General features: G+C 70.1%; 14 protein-coding genes. 5 read left to right on the top strand and 9 right to left on the bottom strand.

The window, feature by feature from the left end:
• Positions 1 to 16: 16 nt before the first annotated feature.
• The gene (locus tag ACWEKR_RS17535) at positions 17 to 1,750 is read right to left on the bottom strand and encodes a glycerol-3-phosphate dehydrogenase/oxidase (RefSeq protein WP_452355310.1); all 1,734 of its coding nucleotides are present in this window, start codon (positions 1,748 to 1,750) and stop codon (positions 17 to 19) included.
• A gap of 354 nt (positions 1,751 to 2,104) precedes the next feature.
• Between ACWEKR_RS17535 and glpK the strand changes: the two genes are divergently transcribed.
• The gene (glpK, locus tag ACWEKR_RS17530; RefSeq protein WP_452355309.1) at positions 2,105 to 3,604 is read left to right on the top strand and encodes a glycerol kinase GlpK; all 1,500 of its coding nucleotides are present in this window, start codon (positions 2,105 to 2,107) and stop codon (positions 3,602 to 3,604) included.
• A gap of 127 nt (positions 3,605 to 3,731) precedes the next feature.
• On the opposite strand, the gene ACWEKR_RS17525 is transcribed toward glpK, so the two are convergent.
• The 4 genes from ACWEKR_RS17525 to ACWEKR_RS17510 form a co-directional block, all read right to left on the bottom strand.
• Positions 3,732 to 4,910 (bottom strand): aminotransferase-like domain-containing protein, encoded by a 1,179-nt coding sequence (locus ACWEKR_RS17525; RefSeq protein WP_195088151.1) that lies wholly within the window; start codon positions 4,908 to 4,910, stop codon positions 3,732 to 3,734.
• Positions 4,911 to 5,058: 148 nt separating this feature from the next.
• A complete protein-coding gene (locus ACWEKR_RS17520; protein ID WP_452355308.1) occupies positions 5,059 to 5,931 on the bottom strand; it encodes a hypothetical protein in 873 nt (290 codons plus the stop codon).
• Positions 5,932 to 6,131: 200 nt separating this feature from the next.
• Entirely contained in the window at positions 6,132 to 7,010 is an 879-nt protein-coding gene (locus tag ACWEKR_RS17515; protein WP_452355307.1) for a hypothetical protein, read from the bottom strand.
• A 465-nt stretch (positions 7,011 to 7,475) separates the two neighbouring features.
• Complete coding sequence (locus ACWEKR_RS17510; RefSeq protein ID WP_452355334.1) at positions 7,476 to 8,879, bottom strand: NAD(P)H-quinone dehydrogenase; 1,404 nt, start codon at positions 8,877 to 8,879, stop codon at positions 7,476 to 7,478.
• A gap of 173 nt (positions 8,880 to 9,052) precedes the next feature.
• Between ACWEKR_RS17510 and ACWEKR_RS17505 the strand changes: the two genes are divergently transcribed.
• Positions 9,053 to 9,526 (top strand): gamma-glutamylcyclotransferase, encoded by a 474-nt coding sequence (locus ACWEKR_RS17505; protein ID WP_195088143.1) that lies wholly within the window; start codon positions 9,053 to 9,055, stop codon positions 9,524 to 9,526.
• Between the two features lie 115 nt (positions 9,527 to 9,641).
• On the opposite strand, the gene ACWEKR_RS17500 is transcribed toward ACWEKR_RS17505, so the two are convergent.
• The 3 genes from ACWEKR_RS17500 to ACWEKR_RS17490 form a co-directional block, all read right to left on the bottom strand.
• Positions 9,642 to 10,847: a M20 family metallopeptidase gene (locus tag ACWEKR_RS17500; protein ID WP_452355333.1), complete on the bottom strand. Its 1,206-nt coding sequence runs from the start codon at positions 10,845 to 10,847 to the stop codon at positions 9,642 to 9,644.
• A 59-nt stretch (positions 10,848 to 10,906) separates the two neighbouring features.
• A complete protein-coding gene (locus ACWEKR_RS17495) occupies positions 10,907 to 12,148 on the bottom strand; it encodes a M20 family metallopeptidase (RefSeq protein WP_452355306.1) in 1,242 nt (413 codons plus the stop codon).
• A 651-nt stretch (positions 12,149 to 12,799) separates the two neighbouring features.
• Positions 12,800 to 13,504, bottom strand: coding sequence for an enoyl-CoA hydratase-related protein (locus tag ACWEKR_RS17490; protein WP_452355305.1), 705 nt, complete (start codon positions 13,502 to 13,504; stop codon positions 12,800 to 12,802).
• 384 nt (positions 13,505 to 13,888) lie between these two features.
• Between ACWEKR_RS17490 and ACWEKR_RS17485 the strand changes: the two genes are divergently transcribed.
• Both ACWEKR_RS17485 and ACWEKR_RS17480 read left to right on the top strand, forming a co-directional pair.
• The gene (locus ACWEKR_RS17485) at positions 13,889 to 14,668 is read left to right on the top strand and encodes a purine-nucleoside phosphorylase (protein ID WP_452355304.1); all 780 of its coding nucleotides are present in this window, start codon (positions 13,889 to 13,891) and stop codon (positions 14,666 to 14,668) included.
• Positions 14,669 to 16,165: a phospho-sugar mutase gene (locus ACWEKR_RS17480; protein WP_452355303.1), complete on the top strand. Its 1,497-nt coding sequence runs from the start codon at positions 14,669 to 14,671 to the stop codon at positions 16,163 to 16,165.
• A gap of 19 nt (positions 16,166 to 16,184) precedes the next feature.
• On the opposite strand, the gene upp is transcribed toward ACWEKR_RS17480, so the two are convergent.
• Positions 16,185 to 16,808: a uracil phosphoribosyltransferase gene (gene upp / locus ACWEKR_RS17475; RefSeq protein WP_452355302.1), complete on the bottom strand. Its 624-nt coding sequence runs from the start codon at positions 16,806 to 16,808 to the stop codon at positions 16,185 to 16,187.
• A gap of 129 nt (positions 16,809 to 16,937) precedes the next feature.
• Between upp and ACWEKR_RS17470 the strand changes: the two genes are divergently transcribed.
• On the top strand, positions 16,938 to 17,273 hold the full coding sequence (locus tag ACWEKR_RS17470; protein ID WP_452355301.1) for a type VII secretion target: 336 nt from the start codon (positions 16,938 to 16,940) through the stop codon (positions 17,271 to 17,273).
• Positions 17,274 to 17,276: the final 3 nt, after the last annotated feature.

Raw genomic sequence — 17,276 nt, 5'->3', positions numbered from 1 at the left:
GGCCCGGTCGCGCGGCTCAACTCTCGGACGGGACCGGTTCCAGAATCTCCGCGCGTGGCTCCGGGGCGGCGATGCGCAAGGCGTCGGCGGAGGCGTCGTCCGGCTGCGTCTGCGAACGGATCTCCGCGTCGACCCGCGCCTGATAGGTCCGGACCTCCCGCTCGATCTCCTCCTCGTCCCAGCCCAGAATGGGCGCGACCAGCTGAGCCACCTGCTCGGCGCAGTTGCTGCCGCGATGCGGGTACTCGATCGAGATCCGGGTCCGCCGGGCCAGGATGTCGTCGAGATGCAGAGCGCCCTCGGCCGCCGCCGCGTAGACCGCCTCCACCTGCAGATAGGACGGGGCGTCCGTAATGGGTTGCAGGAGTTCCGGTTGGTCCGCGGCGAAGGCCATGACGTCCGCGATGAGCGAGCCGTACCGATCCAGCAGATGCTTGACCCGGTAGGGGTGCACCCCGTAGGTCTCGGCCAGCTGCACCGTCTGGTTGACCAGCGCGAAATAGCCGTCGGCGCCGAGCAGCGGCACCTTCGCCGTGATCGACGGCGAGACCCGGGCCGGAATGTCCTGCGCCGCTTCGTCCACCGCGTCCATGGCCATCACCCGATAGGTGGTGTACTTGCCGCCCGCGATGCCGACGAGGCCCGGTGCCACCCGGGCGACGGCGTGCTCGCGTGACAGTTTGGAGGTCTCGTCGCTCTCCCCGGCCAGCAGCGGGCGCAAACCCGCGTACACGCCGTCGATGTCTCCCGGCGTGAGCGGCGTGACCAGGACCTCGTTCACCCGTTCCAGCAGGTAGTCGATATCCGCCTTGGTCGCGGCCGGATGCGCGAGGTCGAGATTCCACTCGGTGTCGGTCGTGCCGATGATCCAGTGCGCACCCCACGGGATGACGAACAGCACCGAGGTCGCGGTGCGCAGGATGATCGCGGTGTCGCTGACGATCCGATCGCGCGGCACCACGATGTGCACGCCTTTGGAGGCCCGCACGTGGAATCGGCCGCGCTGATGCGACAGGGCCTGCACCTCGTCGGTCCACACGCCGGTCGCGTTGATCACCACATGGCCACGGACTTCGCCGTTGCGCCCGTCCTCGGTGTCGCGCACCTTCACGCCGATCACCCGGTCTGCCTCTCGCACGAACCCCACGACCTGGGTGGACGTGCGGATCACCGCGCCGTAGTGCGCGGCCGTGCGGGCCACCGTCATGGTGTGCCGCGCGTCGTCGACAACCGTGTCGTAATAGCTGACACCGCCGATCAACGAGTCGCGCCGCAACCCCGGCGCCAGCCGCAATGCCCCCGCGCGACTCAGATGACGTTGACCCGGAACGCTTTTGGATCCCCCCATGGTGTCGTAGAGCACGAGGCCGGCGGCTACGTACGGACGCTCCCACACGCGATTGGTCAGGGGGTACAGAAACCGTAGCGGCTTGACCAGGTGCGGCGCCAGGATGGACAGCGTGAGCTCGCGTTCCCGCAGCGCCTCGCGCACCAGCCCGAACTCCAGCTGTTCGAGGTACCGCAGCCCGCCGTGGAACATCTTGGACGACCGGCTGGAAGTCCCGGACGCGAGATCCCGGGCCTCGACCAAGGCCACCTGCAAACCCCTGGTCGCCGCGTCCAGCGCGATACCGGCCCCGACCACGCCACCGCCGACGACGACCACATCGAAATGATCCTTGCCGAAGCGCTCCCAGGCCGCCCTGCGCTGCTCCGGGCCGAGGAACTGCGAATCCGGTGTATTGGCCATGCTCGACTCCTCCAGCCGACGCGGATGTGTCCGATCGAGCGTTCAGGTCCAGGCTAGGCGAACCGCCGCGGATCGACCGCCCGCGCCCCGGCCCGTGTCGCCTGTACCTACTCATCGGTAACAAGACCACCCTAACCGAGCGGCGAGTCATCGCGCACAGCTCAGTGAGGACCGACACCGGGTCGCGCCCCGCCAGACGCGTCCGCCGGAGATCACCCGGTCGCTTTCGCCAGTCGCCGCGCCGCAGTCATGACGAGAGCCTCGGGTATAGCGTCGAACGTCTGGCGCAAACGCGAGCCACTAGGGGGCCGCGAACACGCCGCGACGCAGTCGCGGCCAAAATACACTGCACGGATGCGTCGTTATGTGGCCGCCATCGACCAGGGCACGACATCGAGTCGGTGCATCGTCTTCGACCGGCAGGCACGCGTCGTCGGCGTCGCCCAGCGCGAGCACGAGCAGATCTTCCCGCAACCGGGGTGGGTGGAGCACGATGCCGAAACCATCTGGCGCGATACCGCATTCGTGCTCGGTGACGTGCTCGAACGCGGCGGTCTCGGCGCTGACGACATCGCCGCGGTGGGCGTCACGAATCAGCGGGAGACGACCGTGGTGTGGGACCGCGCGACCGGGCGTCCGGTGTACAACGCGATCGTCTGGCAGGACACCCGCACCGACCGGCTGTGCGCCGAACTGGGCGGCGACGCCGGTCCGGCCCGCTACCAGGACCGCACCGGCCTACCGCTGTCCACCTATTTCGCCGGCCCGAAGCTGCGCTGGATCCTGGACAACGTGCCCGGTGCGCGGGAGCGCGCGGAGGCGGGCGAGCTGTGCTTCGGCACGGTCGACAGCTGGGTGCTGTGGAATCTGACCGGCGAGCACATCACCGACGTGACCAATGCCTCCCGGACCATGCTGCTGGATCTGCGCTCGTTGCAGTGGGATCTGGAGATCTGTGCGGAGTTCGGCGTGCCGGAGTCGATGCTGCCGCAGGTGCGCAGTTCCTCGGAGGTCTACGCGCCGATCGCGTCCGGGCCGCTGGCGGGGGTGCCGGTCGCGGGCATCCTGGGCGACCAGCAGGCCGCCACCTTCGGCCAGGCGTGCCTGTCGCCCGGCGAGGCCAAGAACACCTACGGTACCGGCAATTTCATGCTGCTCAACACCGGGACCACGCCGGTGTTCAGCAAGCACGGCCTGCTCACCACGGTGTGTTACCGCCTCGGTGACACGGAGGCGGTGTACGCCCTGGAGGGGTCCATCGCGGTCACCGGCTCGCTGGTGCAGTGGTTGCGCGACAACCTCGGCATCATCTCCGCCGCCGACGAGATCGAGCCGCTGGCCCGCAGTGTCGACGACAACGGCGGCGCTTACATCGTGCCCGCTTTCTCCGGGTTGTTCGCGCCCCGCTGGCGTCCCGACGCGCGCGGCGTGATCGCCGGGCTGACCCGCTTCGTCACCAAGGCGCATCTGGCGCGGGCGGTGCTGGAGTCGACCGCCTTCCAGACCCGCGAGGTGGTCGAGGCGATGCGCGCGGACGCCGAGTCCCAACGGCTCGGCCTGGAGCTGACCACGCTGAAGGTGGACGGCGGCATGGTCGGCAACGACCTGCTCATGCAGTTCCAATCCGACATCCTGGACGTGCCCGTCGTGCGCCCCGTGGTCAACGAGACCACCGCCCTCGGCGCGGCATACGCGGCCGGACTCGCCGTCGGATACTGGTCGGGCACCGACGACATCCGGGACAACTGGGCCGCCGACAAGACCTGGCACCCGACCATGTCGGCCACCGACCGGGACGAGCGCTTCGCCGCGTGGAACAAGGCGGTCGAACGCACCTACGGCTGGGTGGACTGACGGGCGCCTCCGCCGGCGATCTCGCGCCGCGCGGTTGCCGCCGTCGACCCCGGCGCGGCCGAATCGACCGGAACAGGCACCGGTCAGCGACCGGCAGTGACGCGCGCCGAGGAAACCGCGCCCACGATCATCCGCCTATCGCATGCCCCAAGCGCGCGACCGCCTCCCGGAGGGTCGCCTCCTCGGAGGTGGTGAAGCACAGCCGCATCGAGTTCCGATGGTCCCCGGAGACCGCGAACGCGTCGCCGGGAACGTAGGCGACGCCGAGATCGATCGCGTGGGGTAACAGGTCCACGGTGTCCGTCCCGTCGGTGAAGTCGACCCACACGAACATGCCGCCCGCCGCGTCCGTACTCACCAGCCGGTCACCGAAACGCGCACGCAACTCGTCCACCAGGACGCGCGCTCGCGCTCCGTAGACGCGCCGGATCTCCTCCACTTGCGCGCCCAGCCAATCCGTGTCGGCGAGCAGATCGGCGGCGATCTGTTGGGTGAGCGCCGAACCGCACAGGTCCGCGCCTTGCTTCAGCAGCTCCACGCCCCGGCACACCGCGTCGGGCGCGGTCATCCAGCCCACCCGCAAGGTCGGCGCCAGGATCTTCGACACGCTCGACAGCCGGATCACGTTGGCCGAATACGTCGCGATGGGCTCCGGGGACGGCCGCTCGAACCACAGCTCACCATAGGGATCGTCTTCGATCACCCAGAATCCGTACCGATCGGCCAGTCCGGCGAGCTCCCGGCGTCGCCGCGGGCTCATGGTGACCCCGCGCGGGTTGTGGAAATTGCTCACCGTATGCACCAGCGCGGGCCGCTCGCCACGATCGAGCAACTCGGCCAGGGCGTCGACCCGCATGCCCTCGGCGTCCAACGGCACCGTCACGATGCGCGAACCGGCGGCCCGGAACACCTGCAAGGCGCCGACGTAGGCCGGATCCTCGACCACGACCAGCGCACCTGGGTCCACCAGCACCTCGGCGAGCAGCGACAATGCCTGCTGCGACCCGTGGGTGACGAACACCTCCTCGAGCGACACCGGCCGCCCCAGCCGCACGGTCTCCCGTGCCGCGAGCACGTCACGCAGCGGGCCCCAGCCCGCCGATTCGGTGTACTGCAGGCGCGCGCGGTCCGCGAGCGCCGCCTCGGCGGCCTGCGCGATCCGGTCGCGCGGCATCAACTGCTCGTCGGGCAAGCCGCCCGCCAGGCTGATCACGTCGTCGCGGGCGGCCACCTTCAGCAGGTCCCGAATCGCCGAACTCGTCAGGCCGTCGAGACGCCGGGCCAGCGGTGGAGTGATCGCCGACATGAAACCTCCCGAAAGGACGCCACGGTACGCGAGTCCTCACTGTTTCATATCGTCTACCAGAATGTGAAATTGTAATCTCAATATATGAGACACAGCGGCCCGCCTTTCTAGAGCGGAGACCAGGTCACCTCGGGCGGTCGGAGCAGAATCAATCGATCAGGTAGATGAGCGTCCGCCCGTCCATGTTCACGGTCGTGATCACCGGGAAGTACTGTGCCTCGGTGCCGTCGGGACGGCGCTCGGTGATCTCGACGTTGAAGCGATCGGAGGAGATCTCCGCGATCCGCAGGCAATAGCCGGTGCCCTGCGGGATGTGCTGGTCGATGGTCTTCTGCAGGTCGGCAGGGGGCTCGACGTTCGCGCCCGGCGCCACGAACAGGTGGGCGCGAGCTGCGCTGCGCTCGGAATAGTACGCATGCTCGAAGCCCAGAATCGCCCGGATCCCACTGCTCGTATCACCGGGACCGTTGCCGAAGGTGACCTTGCCCTCGGTGCGGGTCGGGCAGTCCATCGCCACGGCGCTGGTGGTGTCCGAAGCAGCCGGGCCGTCCTCGCTGCCGCTGAAGACCACGATGGTCACGGTCAGCGCGACCAGCGCCACCACTGCCGCGAGCGTTCCCAGCACGACCCAGCGCCGCGAGGAACTGCGCCGCGCGGGCGCGGGCGTCTCGGGAATGCGCAGCGCGAGCCGCATGGCGATCGGATCCTCGGCCCAGGACAGGCCCGACCCGGAGGGCGGCGGCGGCTTCGGAACGCCGCCTTCCTGCGTCGGCCGGTTCCACCAGGAGTCCTTCTCGCCGTCCGTGGACTTCGGGCCCGCGCCATCCGCGGCGGGGGGCTCGAGTTGGGCAGGCGCGGGCGGTGCGGACGGCCGTTCTTCGTAGACCGTCGAATCCGGCGCGCGAAACCGCGCGGGCGGTACCGGGGTCGTCTCCGGTTCACCTACCGGGCGCCAGGTGAGCTCGGTGTGGTCGGCCGACTGCTGCGGCACCTGCCAGCCGGGGCCGGCGTCCGGAGCCATCGGCGGACCGAATTCCGCTACCGGCGGGCCGAATTCGGAAATCGGCGGCCCGAACTCCCCCACTGGCGGACCGAACGCCGAACCGGACTGATCGGATTCGTTCTCCCTCGCAGAACCCTCGGAAGTCACACCCAATCCTTTCCCAGGACACACAAGTGGGGCGGCCGCGAACGACCGCCCCACCCGTCGAACAGCACGTGTCAGTACTGGAGTGAACCACCCCACTGGGTGGTGACACCACCCACGTCGACGGTCTGCGGAGCGAAATCGCCCGGCTGAAGCGGAAGCTTAACCTGTGCGGCGGCCTCCAGGGCGGCCGCGCCGCCCGGCTGCTCCCGGATCCAGTCCTCGACCGCGGCCTTGGCCTGGTTCAGCTGGGTGGTGTCGAACACGGCGGTGGTGTTGTTCGAGGCCAAGCCCTCGCCACCGGTGTAGGTGGTCAGCTTGACCGTGTTCTTGTCGACGAACTCCACCGAGACGCCCGCTTCACCCGCGCCGGTCGGCGTGCGGTAGCCGATGGTGCCGACGTAACCGGCCTCGTTGCTGAAGTGGTGGGTGTTGGCCACGTGGCCCGGCAGGATGGTGCCGCCGTCGATGTTCGCGCCGATCTCCGCGTGCGGACCGGTCATCTCCACGACGGGCGCGGCCGGAGCCGCCTCCATCCGCGGCGCCTGCCAGCGCGGCTGCACCAGCGTGGAACTCTCCGGCTGGCGCGCCTGAGCGTTGTCGTTGTCGTTCTGCGTGCCCAGCTGCGGAGTGGTCTGCTGGCCGGGCTGCGGCGCGGCCTGCTGACCCGGCTGCGGCGCGGACTGGTCCGGCACGACCGCGGGCTGCGGGTCGCTCGGCTTCTGCTGACCGGGGACCGGCAGCGGCGCGACCCGCGGCGGGGTCACACCCGGCTGGGTCGGCTTCGCCAGCTTCGGATCCTTCTGGTCCGGCGCGGCGTGGTCCGACTCGGGGGTGGTGACGCCGGGCTGGCTCGGCGTGGGCTTGCTCTCCGGCTTCTGCGGATCCTGCCTGGACTCCGGCTTGTTCGGCTCCGGCTGCGTGGTCTCCGGGGTACTCGGCGACTCGTTCACGCCCGGCTGCGTCGGAGCAGGCGTCGGCGGAGTGGTCGGATCGTTGGGAGCCGCCCCCGCCGGCGCAGCGAAGAGAGTGGCCACTGCAGCCGCTGTGGCCAGAGGCAACGAGGTGCTCGCCATCGCTCGCTGCGCCCGACTCGGCTTACGATGTTTCACTTTTCGCAATTCCCTTCCCGGGTGCGACCGGAACGGCCGCATGCAGTTGTCCCTGGGTGAGACGCCTGATCGTCGAACGACCCGGGCCGTTCGTTCGTGCCGATTTGGAAAGGACCCATCCCCCCACACCGAACTCCGCGACCATCCTTCGATCGCATCTCTGCCGAGAGTGAACCACATGTGCGCACGATGGGCAACGCGGTGAATAGCCAAGGCTGGCAAGAGCGCCCGCATCCCCTGCGCGTCCCGCGCTGACCGGGCGTGATGTCCTGGATCGGACACGGCACGGCAGACGCCGAACCGAGGTCAGTCCAAATCGTCGTGCCGCATCAGCAAACGCGCCGCCTCGGTCACCGAGCCGGTGAGCGACGGGTACACCGAGAAGGTCTGGGCCAGGTCGTTGACCGTCAGATTGTTCTGCACCGCAAGCGCGATCGGCTGGATCAGCTCCGAGGCGATCGGCGCCACGACGACACCACCGATCACCACACCGGTCGCCGGACGGCAGAAGATCTTGACGAAACCGCGTCGCAGCCCGGACATCTTGGCGCGCGGGTTCGTGTTCAGCGGCAGCATCACCGTGCGCGCGGGGACCTCCCCGTTGTCGATCGCCGTCTGGCTGACGCCGACGGTCGCGATCTCCGGCCGGGTGAACACCGCGGAGGCGACGGTCTTCAGGCGGATCGGGCTGACGCCCTCGCCGAGCGCGTGGTACATGGCGATGCGTCCCTGCATCGCGGCCACCGAGGCCAGCGGCAGCAGCCCGGTGCAGTCGCCCGCGGCGTAGATGCCGGGCACCGACGTGCGCGACACCCGGTCCACCCGGAGGTAACCGCCGCGGTCGAGTTCGATGCCGACCCGATCCAGCCCCAGGTTCGCGGTGTTGGGCGTCGAGCCGACCGTCATCAGCGCGTGCGAACCGGACACGGTACGCCCGTCGGACAGCTTCACCACGATGCCGTCGGCGGTGCGCTCCACCGCGTCCGCGCGCGCGTGCTTGACCAGTTCCACGCCGCGTTCGGCGAGCGCGTCCTCCAGCACGAGCGCCGCGTCGGCGTCCTCGCCCGGCAGCACGCGGTCGCGGCTGGAGACCAGCTTCACCCGCACGCCCATCTCGGTGTAGGCCGAGACGAATTCCGCACCGGTCACACCGGAACCGACCACGACCAGGGTCTCCGGCAGTTCCTCCAGGTCGTAGAGCTGACGCCAGTTGAGGATGCGCTCACCGTCCGGCTCCGCACCCGGCAGCACGCGCGGGCTCGCCCCGGTGGCGATCAGCACGACCTCGGCCTCGATGGTCTGCTGCGCGCCGTCGGCGAGCTTGGCCAGCACCCGGTGCGCGGCCAGGCCGCTGCCGCGGTCGATCAGCTCGCCGTACCCGGCCAGCACCCTCACCCCGACGGTCTGCAGCTTCGAGCGGATGTCGGAGGACTGCGCCAGCGCCAGCGCCTTGACGCGCGCGTTCACCTCCGGCAGCTGCACCTGCGCCTGATTCGGGTCGAGGGTGATCCCCAGATCGCGAGCGCGGCGCAGGTCGGTGCGCACGCCGGTCGAGGCGATGAAGGTCTTCGAGGGAACGCAATCCCACAACACGCACGCCCCGCCGATCCCGTCGGAGTCGATCAGCGTCACCGACGCGCCGTGCTGGGCCGCCACCAGGGCCGCCTCGTAGCCGGCCGGTCCGCCACCGATGATCGCGATGCGGGTCATTGATACCTCCGCTCGTGCTTCGCGCCGGGATCTCCGGCACGCGTCAACGTTATCCGGCAACCACCTCGCACCATCGACCGCGTTACCGGTGCGCAACGGTTCCCCGCCGCGCGCCGCGCCGCAGGTGCGGCAATCGAACGCGGTCGGCGAAGATTATTGGCTACCCTTTGCTGGTGCCGATCTATGCCGCCTATGGGTCCAATATGGACTCGACGCAGATGCTCGAGCGCTGTCCGCACTCCCCCATGTCCGGGACGGGCTGGTTGGAGGGCTGGCGGCTCACCTTCGCCGGTGACGACATCGGCTGGGAAGGGCCTCTCGCGACGGTCGTCGAGGATCCCGGTTCCCGGGTGTTCGTCGTGCTCTACGACGTGTCCCCGGAGGACGAGCAGCGGCTGGACCGCTGGGAGGGCTCGGACTTCGGTATCCACAAGAAGATCCGCCTGCGGGTGACCCGCAACGGCGACGGCGGCGACCCCACGCTGGCCTGGCTCTACGTGCTGGACGCGTACGAGGGTGGCCTGCCCTCGGCCCGCTACCTCGGAGTGATCGCCGACGCCGCCGAAAAGGCGGGCGCGCCAGAGGATTACGTGCACGCCCTACGTACCCGCAACAGCCGCAACGTCGGCCCGGGCAATTTCGGCTGACCGCGCGGCTCACCGCAACGCCGGCGGCACGGCCGTACCCGCTGGGTCGGCCATGCCGTCGGCGCACGGAGTGCGAGGCCATCGAGCACGGTTCGCTACGCCGCAGGCGCTGGAATCAGGCCGAACCCGCGTCGAGCACGAGATTGCTCAGCACCCGGACGCCGACCGCGAGCGCCCGCTCGTCGATGTCGAAGGTCGGCTGGTGCAGATCCAGCTGCTCGCCCTCACCGGACCAGACGCCCAGGCGCGCCATCGCGCCGGGCACCTCCTCCAGGTACCAGGAGAAGTCCTCGCCGCCGCCGGACTGGGGGGTGTCGGCCAGCGCGTCGGGGCCGAGCGCGCGGATCGCGTCCTCGAAGATGCGGGTGGAGTGCTCGTCATTGACCACCGGCGGCACGCCGCGACGGTAGTTCAACTGGTAGCGCACGCCCGTCGGGGCGAGCAGGCCGTCGACGATCTGCCGCACCATCGGCTCCAGCAACGACCAGGTCGCGTGGTCTCCGGTGCGGATGGTGCCGGTGAGCATGCCGGTTTGCGGGATGGCGTTCGGAGCCTTCCCCGCGCTCACCGCGCCCCACACCATCACGGTGCTGGTACGCGGGTCGATGCGGCGGCTGAGCAGGCCAGGCAACCCGGTGATGACCGAGCCGATCGCGTAGACCAGGTCGCTGGTCAGGTGCGGTCGCGAGGTGTGACCGCCCGGCGAGTCGAGCACCAGCTCGATCGTGTCGGCGGCGGAGGTGATCGCGCCCACCCGGATGCCGACCCGGCCGACCTCGAGACGCGGATCGCAGTGCAGCGCGAAGATCCGCTCCACACCCGTCATCGCACCGGCCGCGACCACGTCGATCGCGCCACCGGGCATGATCTCCTCGGCGGGCTGGAAGACCAGCCGCACACCGACCGGCAGGTGCGGAACCTCGGCCAACGCCAGCGCCGTGCCGAGCAGGATGGTGGTGTGCGCGTCGTGGCCGCACGCGTGCGACACGCCCGGCACCGTCGAGGCGAAGGGCAGTCCGGTGAACTCTTGCAGGGGCAGCGCGTCCATGTCGGCGCGCAGGCCGATGCGCGGGCCGTCCGGTCCGAGGTCACAGATCAACCCGGTGCCGCCGGGAAGTACCTGCGGCGTCAGTCCCGCCTTGGTCAGCCACGCCGAGACGAACTCGGTGGTGCCGAACTCGGTCCGGGACAGCTCCGGATTGGCGTGGATATGCCTGCGCCACTGAACGAGATCGACCGTGTGATCGGCCAGCCAGGACTCCACCGCTGCTCGCCCGGATCCCCGGGTCTCCGAGGCCGCGGAGCTGCCGGGGCCTTCCATGGCCACACGGATGCCCGGTGCCGGGCCCGTAGCCGGCGCCGCCGAACGGCCGGTTGTGCTCACCGAATGTCCTCCTGTCGTTGAACTAGCCGTTGCAACAACCTGTCTCTATGGATGTCATCGCGGGCGACGGCGATCGCGGTACGCGCGAGCGCGAGCGCACCGTCGAGGACCGCACGATCCGCCGAGGCGTTGACGCTGGCCGCGGCGAAGCCTGGCTGATGTGTCACCGCACCACCGGCATCGATGCCGATGACCGGGTGAATGCCCGGAATGACGTTGGTGACGTTCCCCATGTCGGTGCTGCCCAGCAGCCGCTGCGCCTCGAACTCCGGAGCGAGCGGCACGCGTCCCGATCCGGTGAGCTGCTCGCGATAGACGAGCAGTAACTCCGGATCCGGGGTCAGCTCGGTATACGTCGGCGCTAGCGTCCGGATTTCGTGGGTGCAGCCGGTCGCGAGGGCGCCCGCCTCGAAACAAGCCGACGCTCGTCGCATCAGATCGTCGAGGGATGCGGAGTCGACTGCGCGTAGGTAATACAGCAGTTCCGCACGTCCGGGCACGATGTTGGGAGCTACGCCACCGTCGCCGACTATACCGTGCAGTTGCTGGCCGGGCAGGAGATGTTGTCGCAGCAACCCCAGGGCGACCTGTGCGACGGTGACCGCGTCGCCCGCGTTGCGGCCCTGCTCGGGGGCCGCGCTGGCGTGCGCCTCACGCCCGTGGAAGACCACCGACACGTCGGCCAGCGCCAGCGAACGCGCGCCGACGATGTCGAGCGGGCCCGGGTGCACCATCATCGCCATCGCGACGTCGTCGAACACCCCGCGCTCCAGCATGAGCACCTTGCCGCCGCCGCTCTCCTCGGCGGGCGTGCCGAACACCAGCACGGTGAGATCCAGCGCGTCGGCGACCTCGGCGAGTCCGAGCGCCGCGCCCACCGAGGCCGCGGCGATGACGTTGTGCCCGCATGCGTGGCCGATCTCGGGCAGCGCGTCGTATTCGGCGCAGAGACCGACGGTCAGCGCCCCGCTGCCGTAGCGCGCGCGGAAGGCCGTGGGCAGTTCGGCGACCCCGGGTTCGATCTCGAAGCCGCGCTCGGCCAGCGGAGCGATGGTCTTCGCGACGCTGCGTGTCTCCTCGAAGGCCAGCTCCGGCTCGGCGTGAATCGCGTGCGAAAGCCCGATCAGCTCGGCGGACGCCGCGCGGATCGCGGCGTCACTGCGAGCGGCAGCGTCGACCTCACATACGGCGTTGCCGTCGTGTTGCGCTTCCTGGCGCCCGCTGCGCGGTGGTGGCATGCAACACAGTCTCGCACTGTGTTCGATTTGCCGCGCCTTCGGCGCGGCGGGTTCGCGGCCCCCTAATGTGGCTCGCGTCCGAGCGACCGCCGCTTGCGACTTCGTCGCGGACGCGGCGGCCGCGCAAACGCGAGCCGGGCCGCGAACGGGCAATGCTCGGTCTCGCTTCGCTCGAAAGACGTGGTCGAGGTGCGCTGGGCGGGTCAGGGGCCGAGCGTCACGCCCATGGCACGCCGTTTCGAACGACTCCTCGGCGGTGCGTGCCGAACTTGCTCCTTCGTCGCGGACGCGGCACCCGCGCAGCCGGGCGCCGGACCGCGAACGGCGGATGCACACGCTCGCTCAGCTTCGAAACCGGGGGCTCGAGTTCGCTGAGCGCGTCACGAGCCGAAAGCTACGGCCCGTAACCCGCCGGTTTCGGACGACTTCAGCGGGTGGGGCAGCTGCCATCCGTGTGCGTCGGCCGCCCGCGATGTAGGCCCGATTCGGGATGACGGGTCGCCGGCGGCTTTCGCGTGTTCGTCGTGTGCCCTCGATGCGAGTGGGATGCCTCGCTGCATCGTGGACCGGGGGCCGGCCGTGGTGGCGTGGCGGCTCCTCGCCGACGTAGCGGCGCGGTGCGCGAGCGGCGTCGGCCGTCCGCGGTGGCGGTCAGCTCGTGGCGAAGGCCAGGTTTTCCGGGGTGGTCGGGACGGCGAGGCCGGCTAGCGCCTTGGCGTGGAGGGCTCGCTTGATCACCGGGAGGTTGGGCTTGCGGTTGCTCGCCAGTGCGGCTGCGCGCTCGACGGCGGTCGCGAGCAACTCGGCGGCTTCCGCCTTGGCGTCCACGATGCCAGCGGCGATGGCCTCGTCGGCCGGGTAGCGGTGGCCGGTGGTCATCGCCTGCACGCAGACCTGGTTGGTCAGCCGCTCGGTGAGCAAGGCGTTCATACCGATGGTGAACGGCATGCCCAAGTGCACCTCGGGCAGGCAGTAGAAGCCGCGGTCGGCGCGCATCACGCGGAAGTCGTGGGAGGTGGCCAGCATGGCGCCCGCTCCGAAGGCATGGCCGTTGAGCGCAGCGACGGTCGGCAGCGGGAAGGCGAGCAGGCGGGTGTAGAGCGAGTGCACGCGGTCGAGGTAGCCGTGCATCTTGTCCAGATTGCCGAACAGCCAGTCGGTGTCCAGGCCATTGCTGAAGAATTTCCCGGTCGCGGTGGTCACCAGCGCCGCAGGCCCCGCGGAACTCTCGACCTCGTCCAGCAGCCCGTGGAGCGCATCGATCCAGTCCGGGTGGAAACGGTTCTCGCTCTCCGTCTGCCCCTCGCCACCGAGGTAGACGACGAACACTTCCCCTTGGCGTTCCAGATACGGCATGCGGTGCAGCGTAACGGGCCACAGCCGATCTCCTACTCACGGGTAGCACTCTCGTGCCGACACCCTCCCACCGGCCGCAATCGCCCTACCACGGGAGGGGAGACCAGGAGCGCGAGACTCCCGTGCAAACGACCCGGGTCGAAGCCCGCGCGAACAGGCATCCACCGTTCGCGGCCCGGCTCGCGTTTACGCGGCCGCCGGGTAGGCGACGAAGGAGCAAGTTCGCGCAGAGGAGTCTCCCGAAACGGCGTGCCACGGGCCGTAGCGCGCTCGGCCCCTGACGCGCCCAGCGCACCTCGACCCCGGTTTCGAGCGAAGCGAGACCGAGCATTGCCCGTTCGCGGCCCGGCACCGAAGGCGCTGGAATCCACTATCGTGACGATCATGCTTGCCGAACAGGCCGCCGAGGCGATCGCCGAACGTACGGGAGTGTCACGCCACCGGGTCGCGGTGGTGCTGGGGTCCGGTTGGCAGGACGCGGCCGCGGAGATCGGGGCGCCGCGGGCGTCGGTGCCGATGCCGGAGCTGCCCGGGTTCGGGACGCCGACCGCGCAGGGCCATGTCGGCGTGATCCATTCCGTCCAGGTCGACGACACCGCCGTGTTGCTGCTGATGGGCCGCCAGCATCTGTACGAGGGGTACCAGCCCGCCGATGTGGTGCATCCGGTGTCGGCGGCCGTAGCGGCGGGCGCGGAGATCGTAGTGCTGACCAACGCCGCCGGCGGTATCCGATCCGGCCTCCGGGTGGGTGAGCCGGTGCTGATCAGCGATCACCTCAACTTGACCGGTCGCACGCCGCTGGCCGGCGCGACCTTCGTCGACCTGGTGGACGCCTGGGATCCCGAACTGCGGGCGCTGGCCAGGGAGATCGACCCGAGCCTGACCGAGGGTGTCTACGCGGGGCTCACCGGGCCGCAGTACGAGACGCCCGCCGAGATCCGGATGCTGCGCACGATCGGCGCGGATCTGGTCGGCATGTCCACGGTGCTGGAAGCCATCGCCTGCCGTGCGCTCGGTGCGCGACTGCTGGGCATTTCGCTGGTCACCAATCTCGCCGCGGGGGTCACCGGCGCGCATCTGTCCCATGCGGAGGTGCTCGCCGAAGGCCACGCGGCCGCCCCCCGGCTCGGCAAGCTGCTGCGCGGCATCCTGGAACGGGTGTAGATGCTGCGTTTCGGCACGGCAGGCCTGCGCGGGCCGCTGCGCGACGGTCCGGACGGCATGAACGTGACCACGGTGAGCCGGGCGACCGCGGGGCTCGCGGCGTGGTTGCGCGACCGGTGTCTCGGCGGCGGCGCGGTTGTCGTCGGACGCGACGCCAGGCACGGTTCCGCCGAGTTCGCCACGGCGACGGCGGAGGTCTTCGCGGCAGCGGGCTTCCCGGTGACGCTGCTGCCGCGTCCACTGCCCACGCCGGTGGTCGCGTACGCGGTGCGTGAGCTGGGCGCGGTGGCCGGCGTGCAGATCACCGCCTCGCACAATCCGGCCGCCGACAACGGCTACAAGGTCTACCTCGACGGCGGTTCGCAGTTGATCGCCCCGTCCGACGCCGAGATCGAGCGCTGTATCGAGGCGGTCGTCGAGCCGATCGACCGCGCGCCGGTCACTCCCGCCGACGACGACGTGGTGCGGCGCTACCTACGCCGGGTCGCCGGAATACCCACGCGCATCGGTGGATCGGGCGAGCGCGCCGGTATCCGGATCGCACTCACTCCCCTGCACGGCGTCGGCGGTGAACTCGCGGTCGAAGCGCTGCGCGCGGCGGGCTTTCCCGATGTCCATGTGGTCGACGAGCAGTTCGCACCGGACCCCGACTTTCCCACCGTCGCGTTCCCGAACCCGGAGGAACCCGGTGCGGCCGACCTGCTGCTCGCGGCGGCGGCCCGGGTCGGCGCCGACGTGGCGATCGCACTGGATCCGGACGCCGACCGGTGCGCGGTGGGCGTCCCGGGGCCGGACGGTGCCTGGCGGATGCTGCGCGGCGACGAGACCGGCGTGCTGCTGGGCGACTGCGTGTTGCGCACCGCCCCGGACGACGCGCTGGTGGCGACGACCATCGTGTCGTCGCGGCTGCTGTCGAAGCTGGCGCCCGCGCGCGGCGGCCGGTACGCGGAAACGCTCACGGGCTTCAAGTGGCTGGCCCGCGCGGGCGACGGCTTGGTCTACGCGTACGAGGAGGCGATCGGCCACTGCGTCGACCCGGCGGCGGTCCGGGACAAGGACGGCATCTCCGCCGCCGTGCTGGTAGCCGACCTGGTAGCCCGGCTGAAGGCCGCGGGCCGCGATCTGAACGACCAACTCGACGGTTACGCGGTCGAATTCGGCTTGCACGCGGGCGACCAGGTGTCGCTGCGGCTCGCCTCGGCCGCCGACGCGGCCGCGGTGGTCGACCGGTTGCGCGCGGACCCGCCGCACGAGATCGGGGGCGAGCCGGTCGAATACACCGATCAACTCCGGGTGCGGGGCCGGATGCGCACCGACGCGTTGATCTTCGAGGGCGTTTCTTCTCGCGTGGTGATCCGTCCTTCCGGGACGGAGCCGAAGCTCAAGTGTTATCTGGAGGTGGTCGAGCCGGTCGGCTCGCGGGCCGGCCTCCCGGCCGCGCGAGCCGCCGCGCACGAACGCCTCTCGGCGCTGCGGAATTACTGCCGGAAGTTCTGACACCGGCCACACGGAAGATTCAGCGCGGGCCGAACTGCCGGTCGCCCGCGTCGCCGAGGCCGGGCACGATGTAGGCGTTCTCGTTCAGGCCCGTGTCGACGACGGCGGTCACCAGCCGCACGGGCAGACCGGAATCCGCCAGTGTCGCAATGCCTTCCGGCACCGCGACGACGCATATCACGGTGATGTCGGTGGCGCCGCGCGCCGCGAGCAATTGCAGGGTGTGCCGCATCGAGCCGCCCGTGGCCAGCATCGGGTCGAGCACGAAGACCGGCAGTCCGGCGAGATCGGCGGGCAGCGATTCCATGTAGGGCACCGGCAGGTGGGTGTCCTCGTCCCGGGCGAGACCGACGAACCCGATTCGGGCGTCGGGGATCAGCTCGGCGGCCGCATCGATCATGCCGAGTCCGGCGCGCAGCACCGGAACCAGCAACGGCGGCCGGGCCAGCCGGATCCCCTCGGTGGGTGCGACCGGCGTGACGATCTCGAAACGCTCCACCTCCGCGTCGCGCAGCGCCTCGTAGATCAGGATCCCGGTCAGATCACGCAGCGCGGCACGGAAAGCCGGATTCGGCGTTCGCTCGTCCCGCATCGTGGTGAGCAGGGCGGCGACGAGTGGATGGTCCACGGTGTGGGTGCGCATGAGGGAACGATAAGGTCGGTCGCGGGTGCGCCGCCGGACGCCACCGGACTTTTTTCCGAAGCGGCGGAACCGAAACGGAACCGCGCGCGTCGAACCAAGTGGATGACGTACTCTGCCTGGGAACAACAGATGGGGGAAGTTCTGATGCGAAAGATGTCGGCGGACACCGAAGGCATTGCGGCCTACGGCGCGACCGCCCACGTCATGGCGGGTGAGATGGCAGCGGCCGGGGCGAGCGCCGCAGCGGCGGAGCCCGCGTTGCTCGGTCCGATCATGGGGCTGATCGGTGGCGACTTCATGGCGGCCTACGCCGCGGCGCACGCCGGGCATGTCGCCGCGATCGGCCAGCTGTCGGCGGTGCTGACCAGCATGGGCGGCGCGGCCACCGGTGCGGCGGCCGTGCTCACCGAGACCGACGCCACCCACGCGAGCGCGCTGCAGAACGCGGCCGGCGAGCTGGAGTGAGCT

Source organism: Nocardia sp. NPDC004573 (assembly GCF_053602135.1).
Note: the sequence above shows the minus strand (reverse complement) of the source record. Positions and strands in the feature narration are given on the sequence as shown.

What these genes read in the sequence shown, in the direction of transcription:
- ACWEKR_RS17535 (WP_452355310.1), bottom strand. Translation starts at nt 1,750, where the DNA reads ATGGCCAATACACCGGATTCGCAGTTCCTCGGCCCGGAGCAGCGCAGG.
- glpK (WP_452355309.1), top strand. Translation starts at nt 2,105, where the DNA reads ATGCGTCGTTATGTGGCCGCCATCGACCAGGGCACGACATCGAGTCGG.
- ACWEKR_RS17525 (WP_195088151.1), bottom strand. Translation starts at nt 4,910, where the DNA reads ATGTCGGCGATCACTCCACCGCTGGCCCGGCGTCTCGACGGCCTGACG.
- ACWEKR_RS17520 (WP_452355308.1), bottom strand. Translation starts at nt 5,931, where the DNA reads ATGGCTCCGGACGCCGGCCCCGGCTGGCAGGTGCCGCAGCAGTCGGCC.
- ACWEKR_RS17510 (WP_452355334.1), bottom strand. Translation starts at nt 8,879, where the DNA reads ATGACCCGCATCGCGATCATCGGTGGCGGACCGGCCGGCTACGAGGCG.
- ACWEKR_RS17500 (WP_452355333.1), bottom strand. Translation starts at nt 10,847, where the DNA reads ATGGAAGGCCCCGGCAGCTCCGCGGCCTCGGAGACCCGGGGATCCGGG.
- ACWEKR_RS17495 (WP_452355306.1), bottom strand. Translation starts at nt 12,148, where the DNA reads ATGCCACCACCGCGCAGCGGGCGCCAGGAAGCGCAACACGACGGCAAC.
- ACWEKR_RS17490 (WP_452355305.1), bottom strand. Translation starts at nt 13,504, where the DNA reads ATGCCGTATCTGGAACGCCAAGGGGAAGTGTTCGTCGTCTACCTCGGT.
- ACWEKR_RS17485 (WP_452355304.1), top strand. Translation starts at nt 13,889, where the DNA reads ATGCTTGCCGAACAGGCCGCCGAGGCGATCGCCGAACGTACGGGAGTG.
- ACWEKR_RS17480 (WP_452355303.1), top strand. Translation starts at nt 14,669, where the DNA reads ATGCTGCGTTTCGGCACGGCAGGCCTGCGCGGGCCGCTGCGCGACGGT.
- upp (WP_452355302.1), bottom strand. Translation starts at nt 16,808, where the DNA reads ATGCGCACCCACACCGTGGACCATCCACTCGTCGCCGCCCTGCTCACC.
- ACWEKR_RS17470 (WP_452355301.1), top strand. Translation starts at nt 16,938, where the DNA reads ATGGGGGAAGTTCTGATGCGAAAGATGTCGGCGGACACCGAAGGCATT.